14 protein-coding genes are annotated in these 19,145 nt (G+C 61.5%); 2 read left to right on the top strand and 12 right to left on the bottom strand.

Features of this window, described 5'->3' with window-relative positions:
- Nucleotides 1-88: 88 nt before the first annotated feature.
- The 3 genes from AC3WLP_RS12150 to AC3WLP_RS12140 are packed head-to-tail and all read right to left on the bottom strand — an operon-like array spanning nucleotide 89 to nucleotide 5,291.
- On the bottom strand, nucleotides 89-3,142 hold the full coding sequence (locus AC3WLP_RS12150) for an efflux RND transporter permease subunit (protein ID WP_088512593.1): 3,054 nt from the start codon (nucleotides 3,140-3,142) through the stop codon (nucleotides 89-91).
- Nucleotides 3,139-4,206 (bottom strand): efflux RND transporter periplasmic adaptor subunit, encoded by a 1,068-nt coding sequence (locus tag AC3WLP_RS12145; RefSeq protein WP_088512594.1) that lies wholly within the window; start codon nucleotides 4,204-4,206, stop codon nucleotides 3,139-3,141. The genes AC3WLP_RS12150 and AC3WLP_RS12145 overlap by 4 nt, the downstream gene beginning before the upstream one ends.
- Nucleotides 4,203-5,291, bottom strand: coding sequence for an efflux RND transporter periplasmic adaptor subunit (locus tag AC3WLP_RS12140; RefSeq protein ID WP_014861361.1), 1,089 nt, complete (start codon nucleotides 5,289-5,291; stop codon nucleotides 4,203-4,205). Before AC3WLP_RS12140 ends, AC3WLP_RS12145 begins: the two co-directional genes overlap by 4 nt.
- A gap of 315 nt (nucleotides 5,292-5,606) precedes the next feature.
- Here AC3WLP_RS12140 and AC3WLP_RS12135 point away from each other — a divergent pair, with 315 nt between their 5' ends.
- Entirely contained in the window at nucleotides 5,607-6,062 is a 456-nt protein-coding gene (locus AC3WLP_RS12135; RefSeq protein ID WP_012054041.1) for an REP-associated tyrosine transposase, read from the top strand.
- A gap of 106 nt (nucleotides 6,063-6,168) precedes the next feature.
- Here the strand turns inward: AC3WLP_RS12135 and AC3WLP_RS12130 are convergent, their stop codons facing one another.
- From AC3WLP_RS12130 to AC3WLP_RS12100, 7 genes are all read right to left on the bottom strand, one after another.
- A complete protein-coding gene (locus AC3WLP_RS12130; protein WP_012054042.1) occupies nucleotides 6,169-7,062 on the bottom strand; it encodes an ABC transporter permease subunit in 894 nt (297 codons plus the stop codon).
- Nucleotides 7,059-7,979, bottom strand: coding sequence for an ABC transporter permease subunit (locus AC3WLP_RS12125; RefSeq protein WP_003253736.1), 921 nt, complete (start codon nucleotides 7,977-7,979; stop codon nucleotides 7,059-7,061). Before AC3WLP_RS12125 ends, AC3WLP_RS12130 begins: the two co-directional genes overlap by 4 nt.
- A complete protein-coding gene (gene potA / locus AC3WLP_RS12120) occupies nucleotides 7,976-9,118 on the bottom strand; it encodes a polyamine ABC transporter ATP-binding protein (protein WP_003253733.1) in 1,143 nt (380 codons plus the stop codon). Before potA ends, AC3WLP_RS12125 begins: the two co-directional genes overlap by 4 nt.
- Before the next feature lie 70 nt (nucleotides 9,119-9,188).
- The gene (locus AC3WLP_RS12115) at nucleotides 9,189-10,283 is read right to left on the bottom strand and encodes a polyamine ABC transporter substrate-binding protein (RefSeq protein WP_003253732.1); all 1,095 of its coding nucleotides are present in this window, start codon (nucleotides 10,281-10,283) and stop codon (nucleotides 9,189-9,191) included.
- Nucleotides 10,284-10,439: 156 nt separating this feature from the next.
- Nucleotides 10,440-11,537 carry a polyamine ABC transporter substrate-binding protein gene (locus AC3WLP_RS12110; protein ID WP_010955708.1) on the bottom strand — a complete coding sequence of 366 codons (1,098 nt, stop codon included), beginning with the start codon at nucleotides 11,535-11,537 and terminating at the stop codon, nucleotides 10,440-10,442.
- 168 nt (nucleotides 11,538-11,705) lie between these two features.
- The gene (locus tag AC3WLP_RS12105) at nucleotides 11,706-13,067 is read right to left on the bottom strand and encodes an aspartate aminotransferase family protein (protein ID WP_088512595.1); all 1,362 of its coding nucleotides are present in this window, start codon (nucleotides 13,065-13,067) and stop codon (nucleotides 11,706-11,708) included.
- Between the two features lie 48 nt (nucleotides 13,068-13,115).
- Nucleotides 13,116-14,474: a glutamine synthetase family protein gene (locus AC3WLP_RS12100; protein ID WP_003253727.1), complete on the bottom strand. Its 1,359-nt coding sequence runs from the start codon at nucleotides 14,472-14,474 to the stop codon at nucleotides 13,116-13,118.
- A gap of 574 nt (nucleotides 14,475-15,048) precedes the next feature.
- Here AC3WLP_RS12100 and AC3WLP_RS12095 point away from each other — a divergent pair.
- Nucleotides 15,049-16,425 (top strand): glutamine synthetase family protein, encoded by a 1,377-nt coding sequence (locus AC3WLP_RS12095; RefSeq protein ID WP_003253725.1) that lies wholly within the window; start codon nucleotides 15,049-15,051, stop codon nucleotides 16,423-16,425.
- A 148-nt stretch (nucleotides 16,426-16,573) separates the two neighbouring features.
- Here AC3WLP_RS12095 and argA read toward each other — a convergent pair whose 3' ends face one another.
- On the bottom strand, nucleotides 16,574-17,872 hold the full coding sequence (gene argA, locus AC3WLP_RS12090) for an amino-acid N-acetyltransferase (RefSeq protein WP_003253723.1): 1,299 nt from the start codon (nucleotides 17,870-17,872) through the stop codon (nucleotides 16,574-16,576).
- A 124-nt stretch (nucleotides 17,873-17,996) separates the two neighbouring features.
- Entirely contained in the window at nucleotides 17,997-19,139 is a 1,143-nt protein-coding gene (gene argE / locus AC3WLP_RS12085; RefSeq protein WP_012054045.1) for an acetylornithine deacetylase, read from the bottom strand.
- Between the last annotated feature and the right edge of the window lie 6 nt (nucleotides 19,140-19,145).

The raw sequence follows: 19,145 nt of genomic DNA, 5'->3' as shown, positions 1-19,145 counted from the left end.
TGTAGGAGCGGGTTTACCAGCGAATACGGTGGTCGATGAACCATCGCATTCGCGGGTAAACCCGCTCCTACAAGGGCCATATGGCCCTTCAGGCGTGTTTCTGCGGCTCGCGGATTTTGTACCAGGCCACGTACAGCGCCGGCAGGAACAGCAGCGTCAGCAAGGTCGCCACGATGATCCCGCCAATCATGGCGTAGGCCATGGGGCCCCAGAACACCTCGCGTGCAATCGGGATCATGCCCAGGCTAGCCGCCGCCGCGGTCAGCAGGATCGGCCGGCGCCGATGGTTGGTGGCCTCCACCACCGCATCCCACGGCGACAAGCCCTGGGCTTCGAACTCGTCTATCTGGGTCACCAGAATCACCGAGTTACGAATGATGATGCCCGCCAGCGCAAGGATGCCGAGGATCGCCACGAAGCCCATCGGCGTCCCCGTGGGCACCAGCGCCAGCACCACGCCAATCAACCCCAGCGGCGCCACGCTGACCACCAGGAACAGCTTCTGCACGCTGTGCAACTGGATCATCAGGAAGGTCGCCATCAGGAACAGCATCAGTGGGATGACCTTGGCGATCGGCCCCTGGGCCTTGCTGCTTTCTTCAACCGTACCCCCCGTGGCCACTTCGTAACCGACCGGCAGCTTGCTGCCGAACTCGTCAATTTTTGGCTTCAGTTGGGCGACCAAGTCAGTGGGCTGGATCTCGCCATTGACCGAGGCCTTGATGGTGATGGTCGGCTTGCGGTCGCGGCGCCACACCAGCGGCTGTTCCAGTTCGTAGCGCACGGTGGCGAACGACAGCAGCGGGATCGACGTGCCGTTAGGGGTGAGAATTTGCAGGTTCTGCAGGGTATCAGGCGAGCCACGCTCGCTGTCTTCGGCGCGCGCGACCACATCGACCAGGTAGATGTTGTCGTTGACCTGGGTGATCTGCACGCCACTGACGATGCTGTTCATCACATTGGCAACATCTTCGGACGACAGCCCCAGCTGGCGTGCCTTGTCCTGGGCAATTTCCACGCGCAGCACCTTACCCGGCTCGTTCCAGTCGTAGATCATCTCACCGATGTGCTCGTTCTGGTCGAGCAAGGTGGCCAGCTCGATGGCGTGTTTGCGCACCTGGTCGATGTTGGCACCGCTCACCCGGTACTGAATCGGTCGGCCCACCGGCGGGCCCATCTCCAGCGATTGCACGTTGGTGCCGACGCCGACGAACTCTTCGTGCAGGATCTTCTGCAGGCGGTCCATCATGGCCTGACGCTCTTCGAAGCCCTTGCTGACAATCACCAACTGCGCGTAGTAAGGGTTCTGCAACTGCTGATCGAGGGGCAGGTAGAAGCGGATCGCGCCCTGGCCGATGTAGGTACTCCAGTGCACCAGGTCCGGATCGTCCTTGATCCGTGCCTCGAAGCGGTCGACCACCTTGCGCGTCTCCTCGATCGAGGCGTTCTGCGGCAGGTTGAGGTCGACGAGAATTTCCGGGCGGTCCGAGGACGGGAAAAACTGGTTCTGCACAAAACGCATGCAGAAGATCGACAGGGCAAACAGCACCACGGTGCCGATGATGGTCAACCAGCGGTTGCGCATGCACCACAGCAACCCGCCTTCAAATGCCCGCCCGACCCGGCCAGGCTCAGCCTCGTGAGCCTTGAGCTTGTCGCCTTTGAGAATATGCACGCCAAGCACCGGCGCGAAGAACACAGCCACCACCCACGACACGATCAGGGCCACGGCAATCACCGCGAACAGGGTGAAGGTGTATTCACCCGCAGAGCTGGCGTTGAGGCCGATAGGCACGAACCCGGCCACGGTCACCAAGGTGCCGGTAAGCATGGGGAAGGCTGTGGAGGTGTAGGCGAACGTCGCTGCCTGCTCCTTGCTTTCACCCATTTCCAGCCGCGTGACCATCACCTCCACGGTGATCATCGCATCGTCCACCAGCAGGCCAAGTGCAATGATCAGCGCACCCAGCGAAATCCGCTGCATGGTGATGCCGCTGTACTCCATGAATACGAACACCATGGCCAGCACCAGTGGGATCGAGCAGGCCACCACCAGCCCGGCGCGCACGCCAAGACTGACAAAGCTCACGGCCAGCACGATCACCACCGCCTCGAACAGCGCGCTGGTGAAACCGCCGACCGCCTGCTTGACCACCACGGCTTGGTCAGAAACGGTGTGTACACCGACACCCACCGGCAGATCCTGGACCACCTGGTCCATGCGCTTTTTCAACGCCGCACCGAACACTTGGATGTTGCCGCCGGCCTTCATGCCGATGGCGAGGCCAAGGGCTGTCTGGCCGTTGTAACGGAACATTGGCGAAGGCGGGTCGACGTAACCGCGCTCGATGTCGGCGATATCGGCCAGGCGGAAGAAGCGGTCGTTGATCCTCAAGTTGACGGTTTGCAGGTCTTTTTCCGAGGCAAACTGCCCGGACGTGCGCACCGAGATGCGCTCCGGGCCGGCCTCGATCATGCCGGCCGGCGTCACCGCATTCTGTGCTTGAAGTGCCTGCATTACCTGGCGCTGGTCAATGCCCAGGGCAGCCAGCTTGCGGGTGGAGAAGTTCAGGTAAAGCACTTCGTCCTGGGTGCCGACCAGCTCGATCTTGCCAATGTTGGGTACATCGCGGACCTCGGCCCTTGCCTGTTCCACGTAGTCCCGCAGTTGGCGCAGCGTCAGGCCGTCGGCGGTAAAGGCATAGATCGAACCGAACACATCACCGAATTCGTCGTTGAAGCCCGGCCCCTGGATACCGGCAGGAAATTCGCCACGAATGTCCTGGATCTTCTTGCGCACCTGGTACCAGATTTCCGGGATGTCCTTGGCCTTGGTGGTGTCGCGAAGATACACGTAGACCGTGGACTCGCCGGGGCGGGTGTAGCTTTTGGTGTAGTCGAGTGAATCGAGTTCCTCGAGCTTCTTCTCGATACGGTCGGTGACCTGGTAGAGGGTTTCGTCCTGGGTCGCACCGGGCCAGCGGGTCTGGATGACCATGGTTTTGATGGTGAACGACGGGTCTTCCTCACGGCCCAGGTTGAAGTAGGAAAAAATCCCCATCAACAGGCCAACGAACATCAGGTACCAGACGAACGATTGATGCTTGAGCGCCCAGTCGGACAGGTTGAAGCTTCCTTTCATTGCGCATCCTCGTCGAAGATGACCTTCTGGCCAGGCTTGAGGCTGTTGACGCCGGCAGTGACCACACGCTCACCGGGCTGCACGCCGGCGCTCAGTACGATGCTGTCATCGGTGCGGTCGATCAGCGCCACGTCACGGGTGGCCACGGTCTTGTGCTGCGTATCGATCACCCACACCTGGGTCTTGCCGTCGCGCTCGAGCAAGGCACTCAAGGGCAGTTCGCTGCGCGGGGACACTTCCGAGCTAAGGGTCACACTGATGGCGGTGCCAAGGTGAAAGGCCGCCGGTGTGCTGGCCAGGGTCAGGCGAGCACGGCGGGTCCGGGTGGTGGCATCGGCCTGGGGCTCCAGTTCGCGCAGGCTGGCCGTGGTGTTGATGGTCGGGTCCAGTTGCGAAGCAACGGTGAAGGTCAGGTCTTTGCTCAACTGCTCGGCCAGATCAATCGGCAGGTCGATTACCGCTTCCTTCACGTCCGGCCGGGCCAGGGTCACCACGGCTTGCCCGGCGGTAACGGTTTGCCCGGCTTCGGCCTGCCACGCGGTAATCACGGCAGCGTGGTCGGTACGCAGGGTGCTGTAGTCGAGCTGGTCGCGGGCCTGGCTGACGGCGGAGCGCGCCTGCTCCAACGCCGCGCTGGTGGTTTTCAGGTTGGTCTGGGCAATATCCAGCTGTGCCTGGGCGCCTACCCCACGGTCATACAGCTGCTGCTGGCGACGGGCATCGGCCTGGGCGTTGATCCACTGTGCCTGCACCTTGGCCAGATCGCCTTCGGCGGCGCGCAGCTGGTTCTGCTGGTCGGTGGGGTCCAGGGTGGCCAAGGTGTCGCCCGGTTTCACCTGGGCGCCCACGTCCAGCCAGCGCCGGGCAATGCGCCCGGAAACCCGGAAGCCCAAGGTGCTTTCGAAGCGCGCCTGGATACTGCCGGCGAAGCGGCCCAGCTGCGACTGCACCTGGGGTTCGACCTTGACCGACAGCACGGGCCGGATCGCCTCTGGTGCCTCTTCTTCGCTACTGCAACCGACCAGCAGCACAGCGGCCGAGAGCATCAGCAACAGACGCTTCATAGCTCACCCCCTGGGCCCTTGGCGTCGACCTTCTGTACCTGCATGCCGGGGTGCAGCAACTGGCCGCCATTGACCACTACGGTCTCGCCGGCTTTTAGGCCGCTGGCGACCACGATCTTGCCGGTGAGGTAACGGCGGATTTTGACTTTGCGCAGTTCCACCTTGTCGCCCTCGCCCACCACCCACACGGCAGGCTCATGCAAGGCCTTGGTCAGCGCCGACCATGGCAGCTCGATGCTGGGCCGACCCTGGGCATTGGTGGTGGCAGTAACCGGTGCCCCCAATTGCATCCCGGGCGGCACGTCCTTGAGCCCCACCTTGACCTGCACGGTGCCGCTTTGCGCCGACACGGTGGGGGTGATTTCACGTACGAAGCCACGGGCCTGGACCTTGGGATCGTCCAGCAGGCTCACGACTACTCCGGCATCGCTGGGCGGCGCCACCAGCAGCGATTCGTAGACGTTGAACACCGCATCGCGGTCGCCATCGACGGCCAGGCTGAAGATCGGCATGGTCGCCTGCACCACTTGGCCAACCTCGGCCTGGCGCTCGGTGATGACCCCGGCGGCCTCGGAGACCAGTGCGGTGTAGCTGAGTTGCTCGTTGGCATTGGCCAGTTGCGCCTGGGCGGCCTTGAGTGCGCTCTGGTTGCTGCGCAGCGCGGCTTCGGCAGCATCGTATTCGCTCTGGCTGGTGTAGCCCTTGGGCAGCAGTTTTTGCTGGCGCACGAAGGCCGCACTGGTCTGGGTAACGCGCGCCTGCGCGGCGAATACTTCGGCCTTGGCCGAATCGACATTGTTCTGCAGGTCTTTCGGGTCCAGCCGGGCCAGCACCTGGTTGGCCTTGACGTGATCACCTACGTCGACGCTACGCGAAATGATCTTGCCGCCGACGCGGAATGACAAGTCGGTCTGCACCCGTGCCTGTACGTCGCCGGTCAGGGTGACCCTGGCAGCGAAATCGGTGGGTTGTACCTGCTGCACCCCCACCCGAGGCAGCGTCTTGGGGACCTCTTCCTTGCTACAGCCGGTGAGCATGTACAACAACACCAGACAGATGACCGACAGCGGACGCATCAACGCCATGCTGGCTCCTTGCTTGCGCACAAATGATTTGTGGGATGCGACTGTGAGCGTAGTTCAGGGTTCGATAAACATCACTGGCGGGGGCCATGCTGGCATTTTTGGTGCCTGTGGGGGCCTCTTCGCGGGCACGCCCGCTCCCACAGAGAGAGCGCACTATTTGAGACCTGCGCGGTACCTGTGGGAGCGGGCGAGCCCGCGAAGAGGCCTCCACAGCCAGGTATCAGTATCTGCCATATCCAGAAACCATCGGTCTTCTGCCATCCCCGCTCCAACCGCTACCTTTCACGGGGAGGCTCACATTCAAGGAAGATCAAAATGCCGTTAGCCGAATCCCACCGACTGCGCCGCGGGCGCTTCTCCGAGCCTGGCAGGCTCTACATGCTGACCACCATCACGCATCAACGCAAACCACTGTTCCGCGACTTCCACCATGCCCGTCTGGTGGTCAAACACCTTCGGGTCTCAGATGACATTCAGGACTGCCAATCGTTGGCCTGGGTAGTGATGCCGGACCATCTGCATTGGCTGATCGAGCTGAAAGAAGTGACATTGGGAACGCTGATGCGCAAGTTCAAATCACGCACAGCGATTGCCTTGCGCAAGGCCGGTGTCGGGCACAAGCCGATATGGCAATCGGGTTACCAGGACCATGCGCTGCGGCGGGAAGAGTGTGTGGTTCATGTAGCCCGGTACATTGTTGCCAATCCCTTGAGGGCTGGATTGGTCAGAAGTATCAGGGACTATCCACATTGGGATGCGGTATGGCTTTGAATCGGTGCTGGAGCCTTCGCGGGCATGCCCGCTCCCACAGGGCTCACCACAACCCTGAAGGCTGTGAGGTCCCTGTGGGAGCGGGCGTGCCCGCGAAAGGGCCAGGTCAGGCCGACGCAGCCACCGGCGCCGGGCGCTTGACTTGCGGCTGCGAAGCGTTGGCTGCAGCACCCTCTTCGATCGCCTGCTGAATCGCCTTGCGACGACGCTCTTCGGCCTGGCGGCTGAAGTACCAGACGAAGAAGGTCACCAGCGATACCGACAGCAAGATCAGGCTGGCCACGGCGTTGATCTCCGGTTTCACACCCAGGCGCACCGCCGAGAACACTTCCATCGGCAAGGTGGTCGAGCCAGGCCCGGAGACGAAGCTGGCCAATACCAGGTCGTCCAGCGACAGGGCAAACGACATCATGCCGCCCGCCGCCAGCGATGGCGCGATCATCGGGATGGTGATCAGGAAGAACACCTTCCACGGCTTGGCACCCAGGTCCATCGCCGCTTCCTCGATCGACAGGTCCAGCTCACGCAGGCGAGCCGACACCACCACCGCCACATACGCCGCACAGAACGTTGTATGGGCGATCCAGATGGTGACGATACCCCGCTCCTGCGGCCAGCCGATCATCTGCGCCATGGCCACGAACAGCAGCAACAGCGACAGACCGGTGATCACTTCGGGCATTACCAGCGGCGCAGTGACCAGGCCACCGAACAGCGTGCGGCCCTTGAAGCGGGTGACGCGGGTCAGCACGAAGGCCGCCAGGGTACCCAGCGCCACTGCCGCCACCGCCGTGTAGCAGGCGATTTCCAGCGAGCGCATCACCGAACCCATCAGCTGGGTGTTGTCGAGCAGGCCGACGTACCATTTGATCGACCAGCCGCCCCACACCGTCACCAGCTTGGAGGCGTTGAACGAGTAGATCACCAGGATCAACATCGGCAGGTAGATGAACAGCAAGCCGAGCACCAGCATCAGCTTGGAGAAACTGAAGCGTTTCATGCGCGGCCCTCCATCTCTTTGGCCTGGCTACGGTTGAACAGCAGGATCGGCACGATCAGGATCGCCAGCATCACCACTGCCAGGGCGGATGCCACCGGCCAGTCACGGTTGTTGAAGAACTCCTGCCACAGCACTTTACCGATCATCAGGGTTTCCGGGCCACCCAGCAGTTCCGGGATCACGAACTCGCCCACCACCGGGATGAACACCAGCATGCAGCCGGCGATGATGCCGTTTTTCGACAGCGGTACCGTGATCTTCCAGAAGCTGTTGAAGGTGCTCGAACCCAGGTCGGATGCAGCTTCGAGCAGGCTCGGATCATGCTTCACCAGGTTGGCGAACAGCGGCAGGATCATGAACGGCAGGTACGAATAGACCACGCCGATGTAGACCGCCAGGTTGGTGTTGAGGATCTGCAACGGCTGGTCGATCAACCCGGTCCACAGGAGGAAACCGTTGAGCAGGCCGTTGTTGCTGAGGATACCCATCCAGGCATAGACGCGGATCAGGATCGCGGTCCAGGTTGGCATCATGATCAGCAACAGCAGGACCGTCTGGGTCTCCTTCTTGGCGTTGGCAATGGCGTAGGCCATCGGGAAGCCGATCAGCAGGCACAGCAGGGTGCTGAAGAACGCCATCTTCAACGAACCCAGGTAGGCCGAGAGGTACAGCTCATCCTCGGTCAACAGCCCGTAGTTGGCCAGGTTGAGGACCAGCTGGATCTTGTCTTCGACGTAGGTATAGATCTCGGTATACGGCGGGATTGCCACGTCAGCTTCGGCAAAACTGATCTTCAGGACGATGAAGAACGGCAGCATGAAGAACAGGAACAGCCAGATGAACGGCACGCCGATCACCAAGTGCCGCCCCTCCGGGACCAGACGCTGGAAGGCTCGCTTGAGCTTGCGCAGTTTCATGACCGCAGTACCACGCCGCTGTCGTCTTCCCACCATACGTACACTTCATCGCCCCAGGTCGGACGGGTACCTTGGCGCTCGGCGTTGGCAACGAACGACTGGACGATCTTGCCGCTCGGCAGCTCCACATAGAACACCGAGTGGCCGCCCAGGTAGGCGATGTCGTGGATCTTGCCGCGCGACCAGTTGTGCTCGCAGGTTGGCTGCTGGGTGGTGACCAGCATCTTTTCCGGGCGCAGGGCGTAGGTGATGTGCTTGTCTTCCACCGAGGTGGTGATGCCGTGGCCCACGTAGATCTTGCGCTCCAGCTCCGGGCTGGCAATGATCGCGTAGCCTTCGGCGTCGTCGACCACGTCACCTTCGAACAGGTTGACGTTACCGATGAACTCGCACACCAGGCGGCTGGTAGGTGTCTCGTAGATGTCCACTGGCGAGCCGATCTGGGCGATCCAGCCCAGGTGCATGATCGCGATGCGCTGGGCCATGGTCATGGCCTCTTCCTGATCGTGGGTCACCATCACGCAGGTTACACCCACGCGCTCGATGATCTCGACCAGCTCCAGCTGCATCTGCGAACGCAGTTTCTTGTCCAGTGCACCCATCGGCTCGTCGAGCAGCAGCAGTTTGGGGCGCTTGGCCAGCGAGCGGGCCAACGCCACACGCTGACGCTGGCCGCCCGACAACTGGTGCGGCTTGCGCTTGGCGTACTGGGTCATGTGCACCAGCTTGAGCATCTCGGCCACGCGGGCATCGATCTCGGCCTTGGGCATCTTGTCCTGCTGCAGGCCGAAGGCGATGTTCTGCGCCACGGTCATGTGCGGGAACAGCGCGTAGGACTGGAACATCATGTTGATCGGCCGCTCGTACGGCGGCATGTCGGTGATGTCGACGCCATCGAGGAAGATCCGCCCTTCGGACGGGCGCTCGAAGCCGGCCAGCATGCGCAGCAAGGTGGACTTGCCGGAACCGGAGCCGCCCAGCAGGGCGAAGATCTCGCCCTTGCGGATTTCCAGGGACACATCGTCCACGGCTACCGTTTCGTCGAACTTTTTCGTGACCCGGTCGATCTTGACCAGCACCTGCTTGGGTTGCTGGCCACCCTCGAGGGCTTTTTTATAGGCACCGGAGGCAACTGCCATGAGTGAAACTCCCAACAAGATTTTTGTGCCCGCGTGGCCTGTTCTACGGTGCCGTCGCGGGTCTGGATTTTTACTTGCCCGACTTGACCTTGGTCCAGCTGCGGGTCATCAGCCGTTGCACCTTGGGTGGCAACTCTGAGTTCACGAACATCTTGTCCAGCACTTCCTGCGGTGGGTAAACCGCGGCGTCAGTCCTTACGGCCTGGTCCATCAGGGCGCCAGCCTTGGGGTTCGGGTTGGCGTAACCGACGTAATCACTGACCTGGGCGATAACCTCAGGTTTCAGCAAATAGTTGATGAAGGCATGCGCCTCTTTGACGTTCTTGGCGTCCTTGGGGATCGCCAGCACGTCGAACCAGAGGTTGCCGCCTTCCTTGGGAATGGCGTAGGCCAGGTTCACGCCCTTCTTCGCTTCTTCAGCGCGGGCCTTGGCCTGGAACACATCACCCGAAAAACCTGCCGCGACGCAGATGTCGCCGTTGGCCAGGTCGGTGATGTACTTGGACGAGTGGAAGTAGGTCACGTACGGGCGCACCGCCAGCAGCTTCTGCTCGGCCTTGGCGTAATCCTTGGGGTCGGTGCTGTTGGGGTTGAGGCCCATGTAGTTGAGCACCGCTGGCAGCATTTCGTCTGCCGAGTCGAGGAAGGCCACACCGCACTTGGAGAGCTTCTTCATGTTTTCGGGCTCGAACAGCACGGCCCAGGAATCGATGGTATCCACGCCCAGCGCGGCCTTGACCTTGTCGACGTTGTAACCGATGCCGTTGGTGCCCCACAGGTAAGGCACCGCGTACTGGTTGCCCGGGTCGTTCTTTTCCAGGCGCTTCATCAACGCCGGGTCGAGGTTGGAATAGTTGGGCAGCAGGTTCTTGTCGAGCTTCTGGAAGGCGCCCGCCTTGATCTGCTTGCCCAGGAAATGGTTGGACGGCACCACCACGTCATAGCCGGTGTTACCGGCCAGCAGCTTGCCTTCCAGGGTTTCGTTGGAGTCGAACACGTCTTGCACGGGCTTGATGCCCGTAGCTTTCTCGAAGTCCGCGAGTGTAGTCGGGCCGATGTAGTCGGACCAGTTATAGAAGTGCACCGTCGGCGCCGCTTGGACGCTGCATGCCAGCGTCAGGCCCGCGCTGGCCATCAAGGCCTTGCGGAATACAGAAATAGACAAGTGGGGGTCCTCACAATCAGTGCCTGGGTAGCGACAATGCTGCCGCACACGCAAAACCGGCGCGCAACTTAACTTCGCAGCTTCGATGCCGCAATCATCAATTACCTTTCAATGGCTCTGGGCCGGCAAACCCGGCCCAGAGGTGTCGCATCGGGCTTACTTGCCCGACTTGATCTTCGTCCAGCTGCGGGTGATCACTCGCTGCACAGAAGCGTCAGGCGCAGCGATCGCATACAGCTGCTTCTTCACTTCGGCAGGCGGGTAGATGCTTGGGTCGCTGGTGATGTCTTTGTCCACGAACGGGGTGGCAGCAGCGTTACCGTTCGGGAAGCGCACGGCGTTGGTGATTTCAGCCATGATTTCCGGCTGCATCAGGAAGTTCATGAACTCGTAGGCCGCGTCTTTATGCTCGGCATCTTTCGGGATGGCGACCATGTCGTAGAAAGTACCGGCACCTTCCTTCGGAATGACGTAGTCCACTTTGACCTTGTCGCCCGCTTCATGGGCACGGGCCTTGGACTGCTCCAGGTCACCCGAGTAACCGACGGCTACACAGATGTTGCCGTTGGCCATGTCGCCGATGTACTTGGACGAGTGGAAATAGGTGATCGAAGGACGGATCTTGAGGAACAGGTCCTCGGCAGCCTTCAGGTCTTCTTTCTTGGTGCTGTCGGTCGGCTTGCCGAGGTAGTGCAGCGCAGCCGGGAGCATTTCGGTCGGGGCGTCGAGGAAGCTCACGCCGCAGCTCTTGAGCTTGGCGATGTTCTCAGGCTTGAACACCACGTCCCACGAATCGATCTTGTCCACGCCCAGCGCAGCCTTGACCTTTTCCGGGTTGTAGCCAATGCCGATCGAGCCCCACATGTAAGGGAAGGCATGCTTGTTGTCCTTGTCGCTGGCATCGCCAACGGCCTTGAGCAGGTCGGGGTCGAGGTTCTTCCAGTTCGGCAGCTTGGACCGGTCCAGCTCCTCGTACACACCCGCCTTGATCTGCTTGGCCAGGAAATTGTTCGAAGGCACGACGATGTCATAGCCCGACTTGCCTGCCAGCAGCTTGGCTTCCAGGGTTTCGTTGCTGTCGAAGACGTCGTACTTGACCTTGATCCCTGTCTGCTTCTCGAACTTGGCGATGGTGTCCGGAGCGATGTAGTCCGACCAGTTATAGACGTTCAACACTTTGTCTTCAGCCTGAACAGCGGAGGCCATGGCACCCATCAGGGCGGCGGCCAGCAACGTCTTGCCCATTTTATTCATGCGTAATGCTCCAGAATTTTTATTTAGCAACTGTCCAGCAGCCAGAACCCACGGTGCAGAGCGCGCGGCGACTGAAACAGTCGCTAGTCTGGCAAGTTACAAGGCCCTGTATCAAGGAAAGCAGGGCCATGTAACGACTTAATGTCACAACGCTAGCCTAGCAAACGCTTATCGAATCGCCTCAAGGGTCAGGTCCAGGCACTTGCGCGCCTTTTCCACCAGTTCGTCGATCTCCGCATGGCTGATTACCAGCGGCGGCGCGATGATCATGGTGTCACCCACCGCGCGCATGATGAGCCCGTTCTCGAAGCAGAAGGTGCGACAGATCATGCCCACGCCCTTGCCCTCGTAACGGCTGCGGGTGGCCTTGTCCTTGACCAGCTCGATCGCACCCAGCATGCCCAGGCCGCGCACTTCACCCACCAGTGGATGGTCCTGCAGCTCACGCAAACGCTTTTGCAAATACGGTGCCGCTTCCATGCGCGCCTTCTCGACAATTTTCTCGTCACGCAGGATGCGCAGGTTTTCCAGGCCCACCGCGGCCGCCACCGGGTGACCGGAGTAGGTGAAACCGTGGTTGAAGTCGCCGCCTTCGCTGATCACCTTGGCCACGGTGTCACGCACAATCACACCGCCCATGGGGATGTAACCGGAGGTCAGGCCTTTCGCGATGGTCATCAGGTCAGGCTTGAGGTCGTAGTAATCAGAGCCAAACCACTCGCCGGTACGGCCGAAGCCGCAGATCACCTCGTCGGCGACGAACAGAATGTCGTACCTGGCGAGGATCTCCTTCACCTTCGGCCAGTAGGTTTGCGGCGGGATGATCACGCCACCTGCGCCCTGGATCGGCTCGGCGATGAAGGCAGCGACGTTGTCTTCGCCGACTTCGAGGATCTTCTTCTCCAACTGCTCGGCGGCCCAGACACCGAATTCGTCAGGGGTCATGTCGCCACCCTCGCCGAACCAGTACGGCTGAGGGATGTGCACGATGCCCGGGATCGGCAGGCCACCCTGCTCGTGCATGCCGCTCATGCCGCCCAGGCATGCACCGGCGAAGGTGGAGCCGTGGTAACCGTTGATGCGGCCGATGATGGTCTGCTTGTGCGGTTTGCCCTTCAGCGCCCAGTAGTGGCGCACCATGCGCAGCACAGTGTCGTTGCCTTCGGAGCCGGAGCCGGTGAAGAACACATGGGTCATACCTTTCGGCGCCACGTCGGTGATCGCCTTGGCCAGCTCGAGCGCAGGCGGGTGAGCGGTCTGGAAGAACAGGTTGTAGTACGGCAGCTCGCGCATCTGTTTTTCCGCCGCCTGCACCAGCTCTTCACGGCCGTAGCCGACCGCCACGCACCACAGACCGGCCATGCCGTCGAGAATCTTGTGCCCCTCGCTATCCCACAAATGCACACCCTGGGCCTTGGTGATGATGCGCGGCCCCTTCTCCTTCAGTTGCTTGTAGTCACTGAAAGGTGCGAGGTGATGCTCCCCGCTCAGGGCTTGCCATTCACGGGTTTGCGGGTTGTTGACGCTCATGTGCTTCTCCGTTATTGGACCGCCGCGCTCCTGCGGCACCAGGGTTGATCAGACAGCGAACAGCAGGAACTCACGCTCCCACGAACTGATGACACGTTTGAAGTTTTCGTGCTCGGCGCGCTTGGTAGCGACATACCCGGTAATGAATTTCTTGCCCAGGTACTGCACCAGCGCACGGCTGTTTTCCATGCGTTCCAAGGCATCTTCGATGGTCAGAGGCAGGCGCAGGTTGCGGCGTTCGTAACCACGGCCCTGCACTGGCGCGCTGGCCTCGATGCCTTCGACCATGCCGATGTAGCCACACAGCAGGCTGGCGGCGATGGCCAGGTATGGGTTGGCGTCGGCGCCCGGCAGGCGGTTTTCGACGCGCCGGCTTTGCGGGCCGGCATCCGGTACACGCAAGCCGACGGTGCGGTTTTCTTCGCCCCACTCCACGTTTACCGGCGCCGAAGTGTCGGGCAGGAAGCGGCGGAACGAGTTGACGTTGGGCGCGAACAGCGGCAGCGCCTCGGGGATGAACTTCTGCAGGCCACCAATGTGGTTCAGGAACAGCTCGCTCATGCTGCCGTCTTCATTGCTGAAGATGTTCTTGCCGGTGGCCACGTCGACCACACTCTGGTGAAGGTGCATGGCACTGCCCGGCTCGCCGGTCATCGGTTTGGCCATGAAGGTGGCAGCCACGTTGTGCTTGAGCGCCGCCTCGCGCATGGTGCGCTTGAACACCAGGATCTGGTCGGCCAGGTGCAGAGCGTCGCCGTGACGGAAGTTGATTTCCATCTGCGCCGTGCCGTCTTCGTGGATCAGCGTGTCGAGGTCCAGCTGCTGCAGCTCGCACCAGTCGTAGACGTCTTCGAACAGCGGGTCGAATTCGTTGGCAGCTTCGATCGAGAACGACTGACGGCCGGTTTCCGGGCGACCGGAACGGCCTACCGGGGGCTGCAGCGGGAAGTCCGGGTCTTCGCTGCGCTTGGTCAGGTAGAACTCCATCTCCGGTGCGACGATCGGCTGCCAGCCCTTGTCAGCGTATAGCTTGAGCACTTTCTTCAGCACGTTGCGCGGCGACAGTTCGACCGGGTTGCCCTTCTTGTCGTAGGTGTCGTGGATGACCTGTGCGGTTGGCTCGATGGCCCACGGCACGAGGAACACAGCGTTCTCGTCAGGGCGGCAGATCATGTCGATGTCTGCCGGGTCGAGCAGTTCGTAATAGATGTCGTCGTCGACGTAGTCGCCGGTCACGGTCTGCAGCAGCACGCTTTCGGGCAGCCGCATGCCTTTTTCAGCGATGAATTTGTTGGTTGGCGAAATCTTGCCGCGCGTGATGCCGGTCAGGTCGCTGATCATGCATTCGACTTCGGTGATCTTGTGCTCTTTCAACCAATCGGTGAGCTGGTCGAGGTTGTTACTCATAAATACCTCAGGAGGTAAGGTGGTCCGCGACTTGATTCTGGATGGAGTCGATTGCTAAAGCAAAAACCCACGCGCAGAGCCACAGTGGATACACTGAAATCAGCTGTGTCCGTAATGAGTTCAAAAGGCAGGAAGACGAAGCGAAGGGCGGCAAGCCGCTACGAGGACGGGTCCGGGAACGCCAAACGTCAATTATTGCGGCCAGGGCGACCACGCCATTGACGAAGCTTGCAAAAACGACGGAAGTACCCGATTGCACTGCGCACGCAGTACTTTCAGGTCGCGGCAAGCGGACCATGTGACCCTCGTATTATTGTGTTCTGGGTTGTGACCGAGCTTAGCCTTGTTCATTTTTTTACACAACACTTCCGTAAAAAATAAAACACGGCACGTTTGAGATCACCCTTTCAGGCAGAAATAGCGGATAATGGCCTGCCCCGATATGCAGCAAATCTGCCGTAGATGTGCCATTTCAGGGCGTCATGGGGTTGGCTTGACATCAGTATGGCTTTTCGGTTGACTGGTCCTGCAAGCCCCCCTTGATTGATATTTTTAACAACAAAGGTGTTGCATCATGTCGGTACCCCCGCGTGCCGTTCAGCTTAACGAAGCGAACGCGTTCCTTAAGGAACATCCTGAGGTTCTCTACGTTGACCTTCTGATTGCAGATATGAATGGTGTGGTGCGTGGCAAGCGCATAGAGCGCACCAGCCTCCACAAGGTTTACGAGAAAGGCATCAATCTGCCGGCCTCCCTCTTTGCCCTGGACATCAACGGTTCCACCGTCGAAAGCACCGGGCTGGGCCTGGACATCGGCGATGCTGACCGCATCTGCTATCCAATCCCCGACACGCTCTGTAATGAGCCGTGGCAAAAACGCCCTACCGCCCAGCTGCTGATGACCATGCACGAGCTGGAAGGTGAGCCGTTCTTCGCCGACCCGCGTGAAGTGCTGCGTCAGGTGGTGAGCAAGTTCACCGATATGGGCCTGACCATCTGCGCCGCATTCGAGCTGGAGTTCTACCTGATCGACCAGGAGAACGTGAATGGCCGCCCGCAGCCGCCGCGCTCGCCAATCTCGGGCAAGCGCCCGCAGTCGACCCAGGTGTACCTGATCGACGACCTCGACGAGTATGCCGACTGCCTGCAGGACATCCTCGAAGGCGCGAAGGAGCAAGGCATCCCGGCCGACGCCATCGTCAAGGAAAGCGCCCCGGCGCAGTTCGAAGTCAACCTGCACCACGTGCCCGACCCGCTCAAGGCCTGCGATTACGCGGTACTGCTCAAGCGGTTGATCAAGAACATCGCCTACGACCATGAAATGGACACCACTTTCATGGCCAAGCCCTACCCGGGCCAGGCTGGTAACGGCCTGCATGTACACATTTCCGTGCTGGACAAAGATGGCAACAACATCTTCACCAGCGAGGATCCCGAGCAGAACGCCGCGCTACGTCACGCTGTCGGCGGTGTGCTCGAGACCCTGCCCGCGTCCATGGCGTTCCTCTGCCCGAACGTCAACTCGTACCGCCGCTTCGGCGCGCAGTTCTACGTACCGAACGCGCCAAGCTGGGGCCTGGACAACCGCACCGTGGCCCTGCGCGTACCGACCGGCTCGCCGGACGCCGTGCGCATCGAGCACCGCGTGGCCGGTGCCGACGCCAACCCGTACCTGATGATGGCTGCGGTGCTGGCGGGCGTGCACCACGGCCTGACCAACAAGATCGAACCGGGCGAGCCGATCGAAGGCAACTCGTACGAGCAGCTGGAGCAGAGCCTGCCGAACAACCTGCGCGATGCCCTGCGCGAGCTGGACGACAGCGAAATCCTGAACAAGTACATCGATCCGAAGTACATCGACATCTTTGTCGCGTGCAAGGAAAGCGAGCTGGAAGAGTTCGAGCACTCGATCTCCGACCTCGAGTACAACTGGTACCTGCATACCGTGTAAACGAAAACGCCGCCCCCCATTGTGGGAGCGGCGTCGCGATAGGGGCGAAAGTGCCCCCCAATATTTGCGCATCAAGCTGATAATGTCGGGGCCGCTTTGCGGCCCTTTCGCGACGCAAGGCCGCTCCCACATGAGCTGCGGTACAGGCTTACAAGGGCTTCTCGAAAATCTTCGAATTGCGCTGGTAGTTGTACAGCGAAGCCCGCGCCGCCGGCAGCCGCTCCACGCCACTCGGCGCAAAGCCGCGCTCGCGGAACCAGTGCGCAGTGCGCGTAGTCAGCACGAACAAAGTACTCAAGCCCATCTGCCGTGCCCGGCTCTCGATGCGTTCCAGCAGCTCATCGCCACGTCCGCCATGGCGGTACTCCGGGTTCACCGCCAGGCAAGCCAGCTCCCCGGCCTCGGAATCGGCAATCGGGTACAGCGCCGCACAGGCGATGATCATGCCCTCGCGCTCGACCACGCTGAACTGCTCGATCTCTCGCTCCAGCACTTCGCGCGAACGGCGCACCAGGATGCCCTGCTCTTCCAGCGGGCTGATCAACTCCAGCAGGCCACCGACGTCCTCGATGGTCGCCTCGCGCACCACTTCGAACTGCTCCTGCGACACCAGCGTACCGCCACCGCCCCGGGTGAACAGCTCGGTGAGCAGCGCGCCGTCCTCGGCATAGCTGACGATATGGCTGCGCGCCACACCGCCTTTGCAAGCCTCGGCCGCAGCATCCAGCAGTTCGCCCTGGTAGTCGCTGCCTAGACGCTGCAGATGCGGAGCAACCTGCTGCGGGCGCAGTTCACGCACCAGCCTACCGTCAGCATCCAACAGGCCCGGCTCGGCGCCGAACAGCAACAATTTGTCGGCACCCAGTTCGATGGCCGCACGGGTAGCCACGTCTTCGCAGGCCAGGTTGAAGATTTCCCCGGTAGGCGAGTAGCCCAAGGGCGACAACAGCACGATGGAACGCTCGTCGAGCAAGCGGCTGATGCCCTTGCGGTCGACCCGGCGCACTTCGCCAGTGTGGTGGTAGTCCACGCCTTCAAGCACGCCGATCGGCCGCGCAGTGACCAGGTTGCCGGAGGCCACGCGCAGGCGCGAGCCCTGCATGGGCGAAGCGGCGATGTCCATCGACAGCCGCGCTTCAATGGCCAGGCGCAGGGCGCCGACGGCATCGATCACGCAGTCCAGGGTGGCCGCATCAGTAATACGCATGCCCCGGTGATAGTGCGGCGTCAGGCCGCGATCGGCCAGCCGGCTTTCGATCTGCGGGCGCGAGCCATGCACCAGCACCAGGCGCACGCCCAGGCTGTGCAGCAGCACCAGGTCGTGGACGATGTTGCCGAAATTAGGGTGTTCCACCCCATCGCCAGGGAGCATGACCACAAAGGTGCAGTCGCGATGGGCATTGATATAGGGGGATGCATGACGCAGCCAGTTGACGTAATCGGGCATGACAGGGCCTGTGGATAAGTGGACGGAGAACGGCGATGCAGGGGGCGTTCAGGATCATCGTCGGAACAGGCTTGCGGTCACGCGCGGTCTCCTCTAGGCAGGAACGAATCAGTTCGATTGACGTTTAGTGCAGGCAATAGTGCCGGATCAGGTCACGCAATAGACGCACGGTAGGCTCGATTCGTGACATTTCAAGGTATTCGCCGGGCTGGTGGGCGCAGGCAATGTCGCCAGGGCCCAGCACGATGGTCTGGCAGCCCAGTTGCTGAAGATAAGGTGCTTCGGTGCCGAACGCCACCGCTTCAGCGCGATGGCCGGTCAGGCGCTCCGCGACCTGTACCAGTTCGACATCGGCAGCCTGCTCGAACGGCGGCACCTCCGGGAACAGCGGTGCATAGTCGATGCGCACCTCATGGCGCTCGGCCACGGGTACCAGCTTTTCGCGAATGGCCGCGCGCAGCTGGTCCACGTCCATGCCCGGCAGCGGCCGCAGGTCGAACTCCAGGGCGCACTGGCCGCAGATGCGGTTGGGGTTGTCACCGCCGTGGATGCAGCCGAAGTTCATGGTCGGGGTCGGCACGGTGAATTGGGGGTTGCTATAGGTGTTTTGCCAGTGCTGGCGCAGGCCCATCAGCTCGCCCATGACCGCATGCATGGCTTCCATGGCGCTGCGGCCCAGGCTTGGATCCGACGAATGGCCACTGCGGCCGAGGATGTCGATGCGGTCCATGAGGATGCCCTTGTGCATGCGAATTGGCCGCAGCCCGGTAGGCTCACCGATGACCGCTGCACGCCCCAGTGGCTGGCCGGCCTCGGCCAGGGCACGGGCGCCGGACATGGAGCTTTCTTCGTCGCAGGTGGCAAGGATCAGCAGCGGCTCCTTGAAGTCGTGCTCCAGCAGCGGGATGACCGCTTCGATGACCAGGGCGAAGAAGCCCTTCATGTCGCAGCTGCCCAGGCCGACCCAACGGCCATCGGCTTCGGTCAGCTTCAGCGGGTCGCTGGCCCACAGCTGTTCGTCATAGGGCACGGTATCGCTGTGCCCGGCCAGCACCAGCCCTCCTGGGCCGGTGCCACGGCTGGCCAGCAGGTTGAACTTGCCGGGGCTGACCTGCTGGATATCGCACTTGAAACCCAGGTCGCCGAGCCAACCGGCCAACAGGTCGATAACCTGGCGGTTGGACTGGTCCAGCGCAGGTTGGGTACAGCTGACCGAAGGCGCGGCGATCAAGGCGGCAAACTGGTCTTTCAGCGTCGGCAACGGCATGCGCGT

Source organism: Pseudomonas sp. FW305-E2, assembly GCF_058782925.1.
The sequence above is the reverse complement of the archived record's forward strand: the minus strand, read 5'-3'. Positions and strand labels throughout refer to the sequence as shown.

Excerpts from the sequence above, each read along its gene's own strand:
- potA (WP_003253733.1), bottom strand. The coding sequence starts at position 9,118 with ATGGCAGTTGCCTCCGGTGCCTATAAAAAAGCCCTCGAGGGTGGCCAG.
- AC3WLP_RS12145 (WP_088512594.1), bottom strand. The coding sequence starts at position 4,206 with ATGAAGCGTCTGTTGCTGATGCTCTCGGCCGCTGTGCTGCTGGTCGGT.
- AC3WLP_RS12105 (WP_088512595.1), bottom strand. The coding sequence starts at position 13,067 with ATGAGCGTCAACAACCCGCAAACCCGTGAATGGCAAGCCCTGAGCGGG.
- AC3WLP_RS12135 (WP_012054041.1), top strand. The coding sequence starts at position 5,607 with ATGCCGTTAGCCGAATCCCACCGACTGCGCCGCGGGCGCTTCTCCGAG.
- AC3WLP_RS12130 (WP_012054042.1), bottom strand. The coding sequence starts at position 7,062 with ATGAAACGCTTCAGTTTCTCCAAGCTGATGCTGGTGCTCGGCTTGCTG.
- AC3WLP_RS12150 (WP_088512593.1), bottom strand. The coding sequence starts at position 3,142 with ATGAAAGGAAGCTTCAACCTGTCCGACTGGGCGCTCAAGCATCAATCG.
- AC3WLP_RS12100 (WP_003253727.1), bottom strand. The coding sequence starts at position 14,474 with ATGAGTAACAACCTCGACCAGCTCACCGATTGGTTGAAAGAGCACAAG.
- AC3WLP_RS12095 (WP_003253725.1), top strand. The coding sequence starts at position 15,049 with ATGTCGGTACCCCCGCGTGCCGTTCAGCTTAACGAAGCGAACGCGTTC.
- AC3WLP_RS12140 (WP_014861361.1), bottom strand. The coding sequence starts at position 5,291 with ATGGCGTTGATGCGTCCGCTGTCGGTCATCTGTCTGGTGTTGTTGTAC.
- argA (WP_003253723.1), bottom strand. The coding sequence starts at position 17,872 with ATGCCCGATTACGTCAACTGGCTGCGTCATGCATCCCCCTATATCAAT.
- AC3WLP_RS12110 (WP_010955708.1), bottom strand. The coding sequence starts at position 11,537 with ATGAATAAAATGGGCAAGACGTTGCTGGCCGCCGCCCTGATGGGTGCC.
- AC3WLP_RS12125 (WP_003253736.1), bottom strand. The coding sequence starts at position 7,979 with ATGAAACTGCGCAAGCTCAAGCGAGCCTTCCAGCGTCTGGTCCCGGAG.
- argE (WP_012054045.1), bottom strand. The coding sequence starts at position 19,139 with ATGCCGTTGCCGACGCTGAAAGACCAGTTTGCCGCCTTGATCGCCGCG.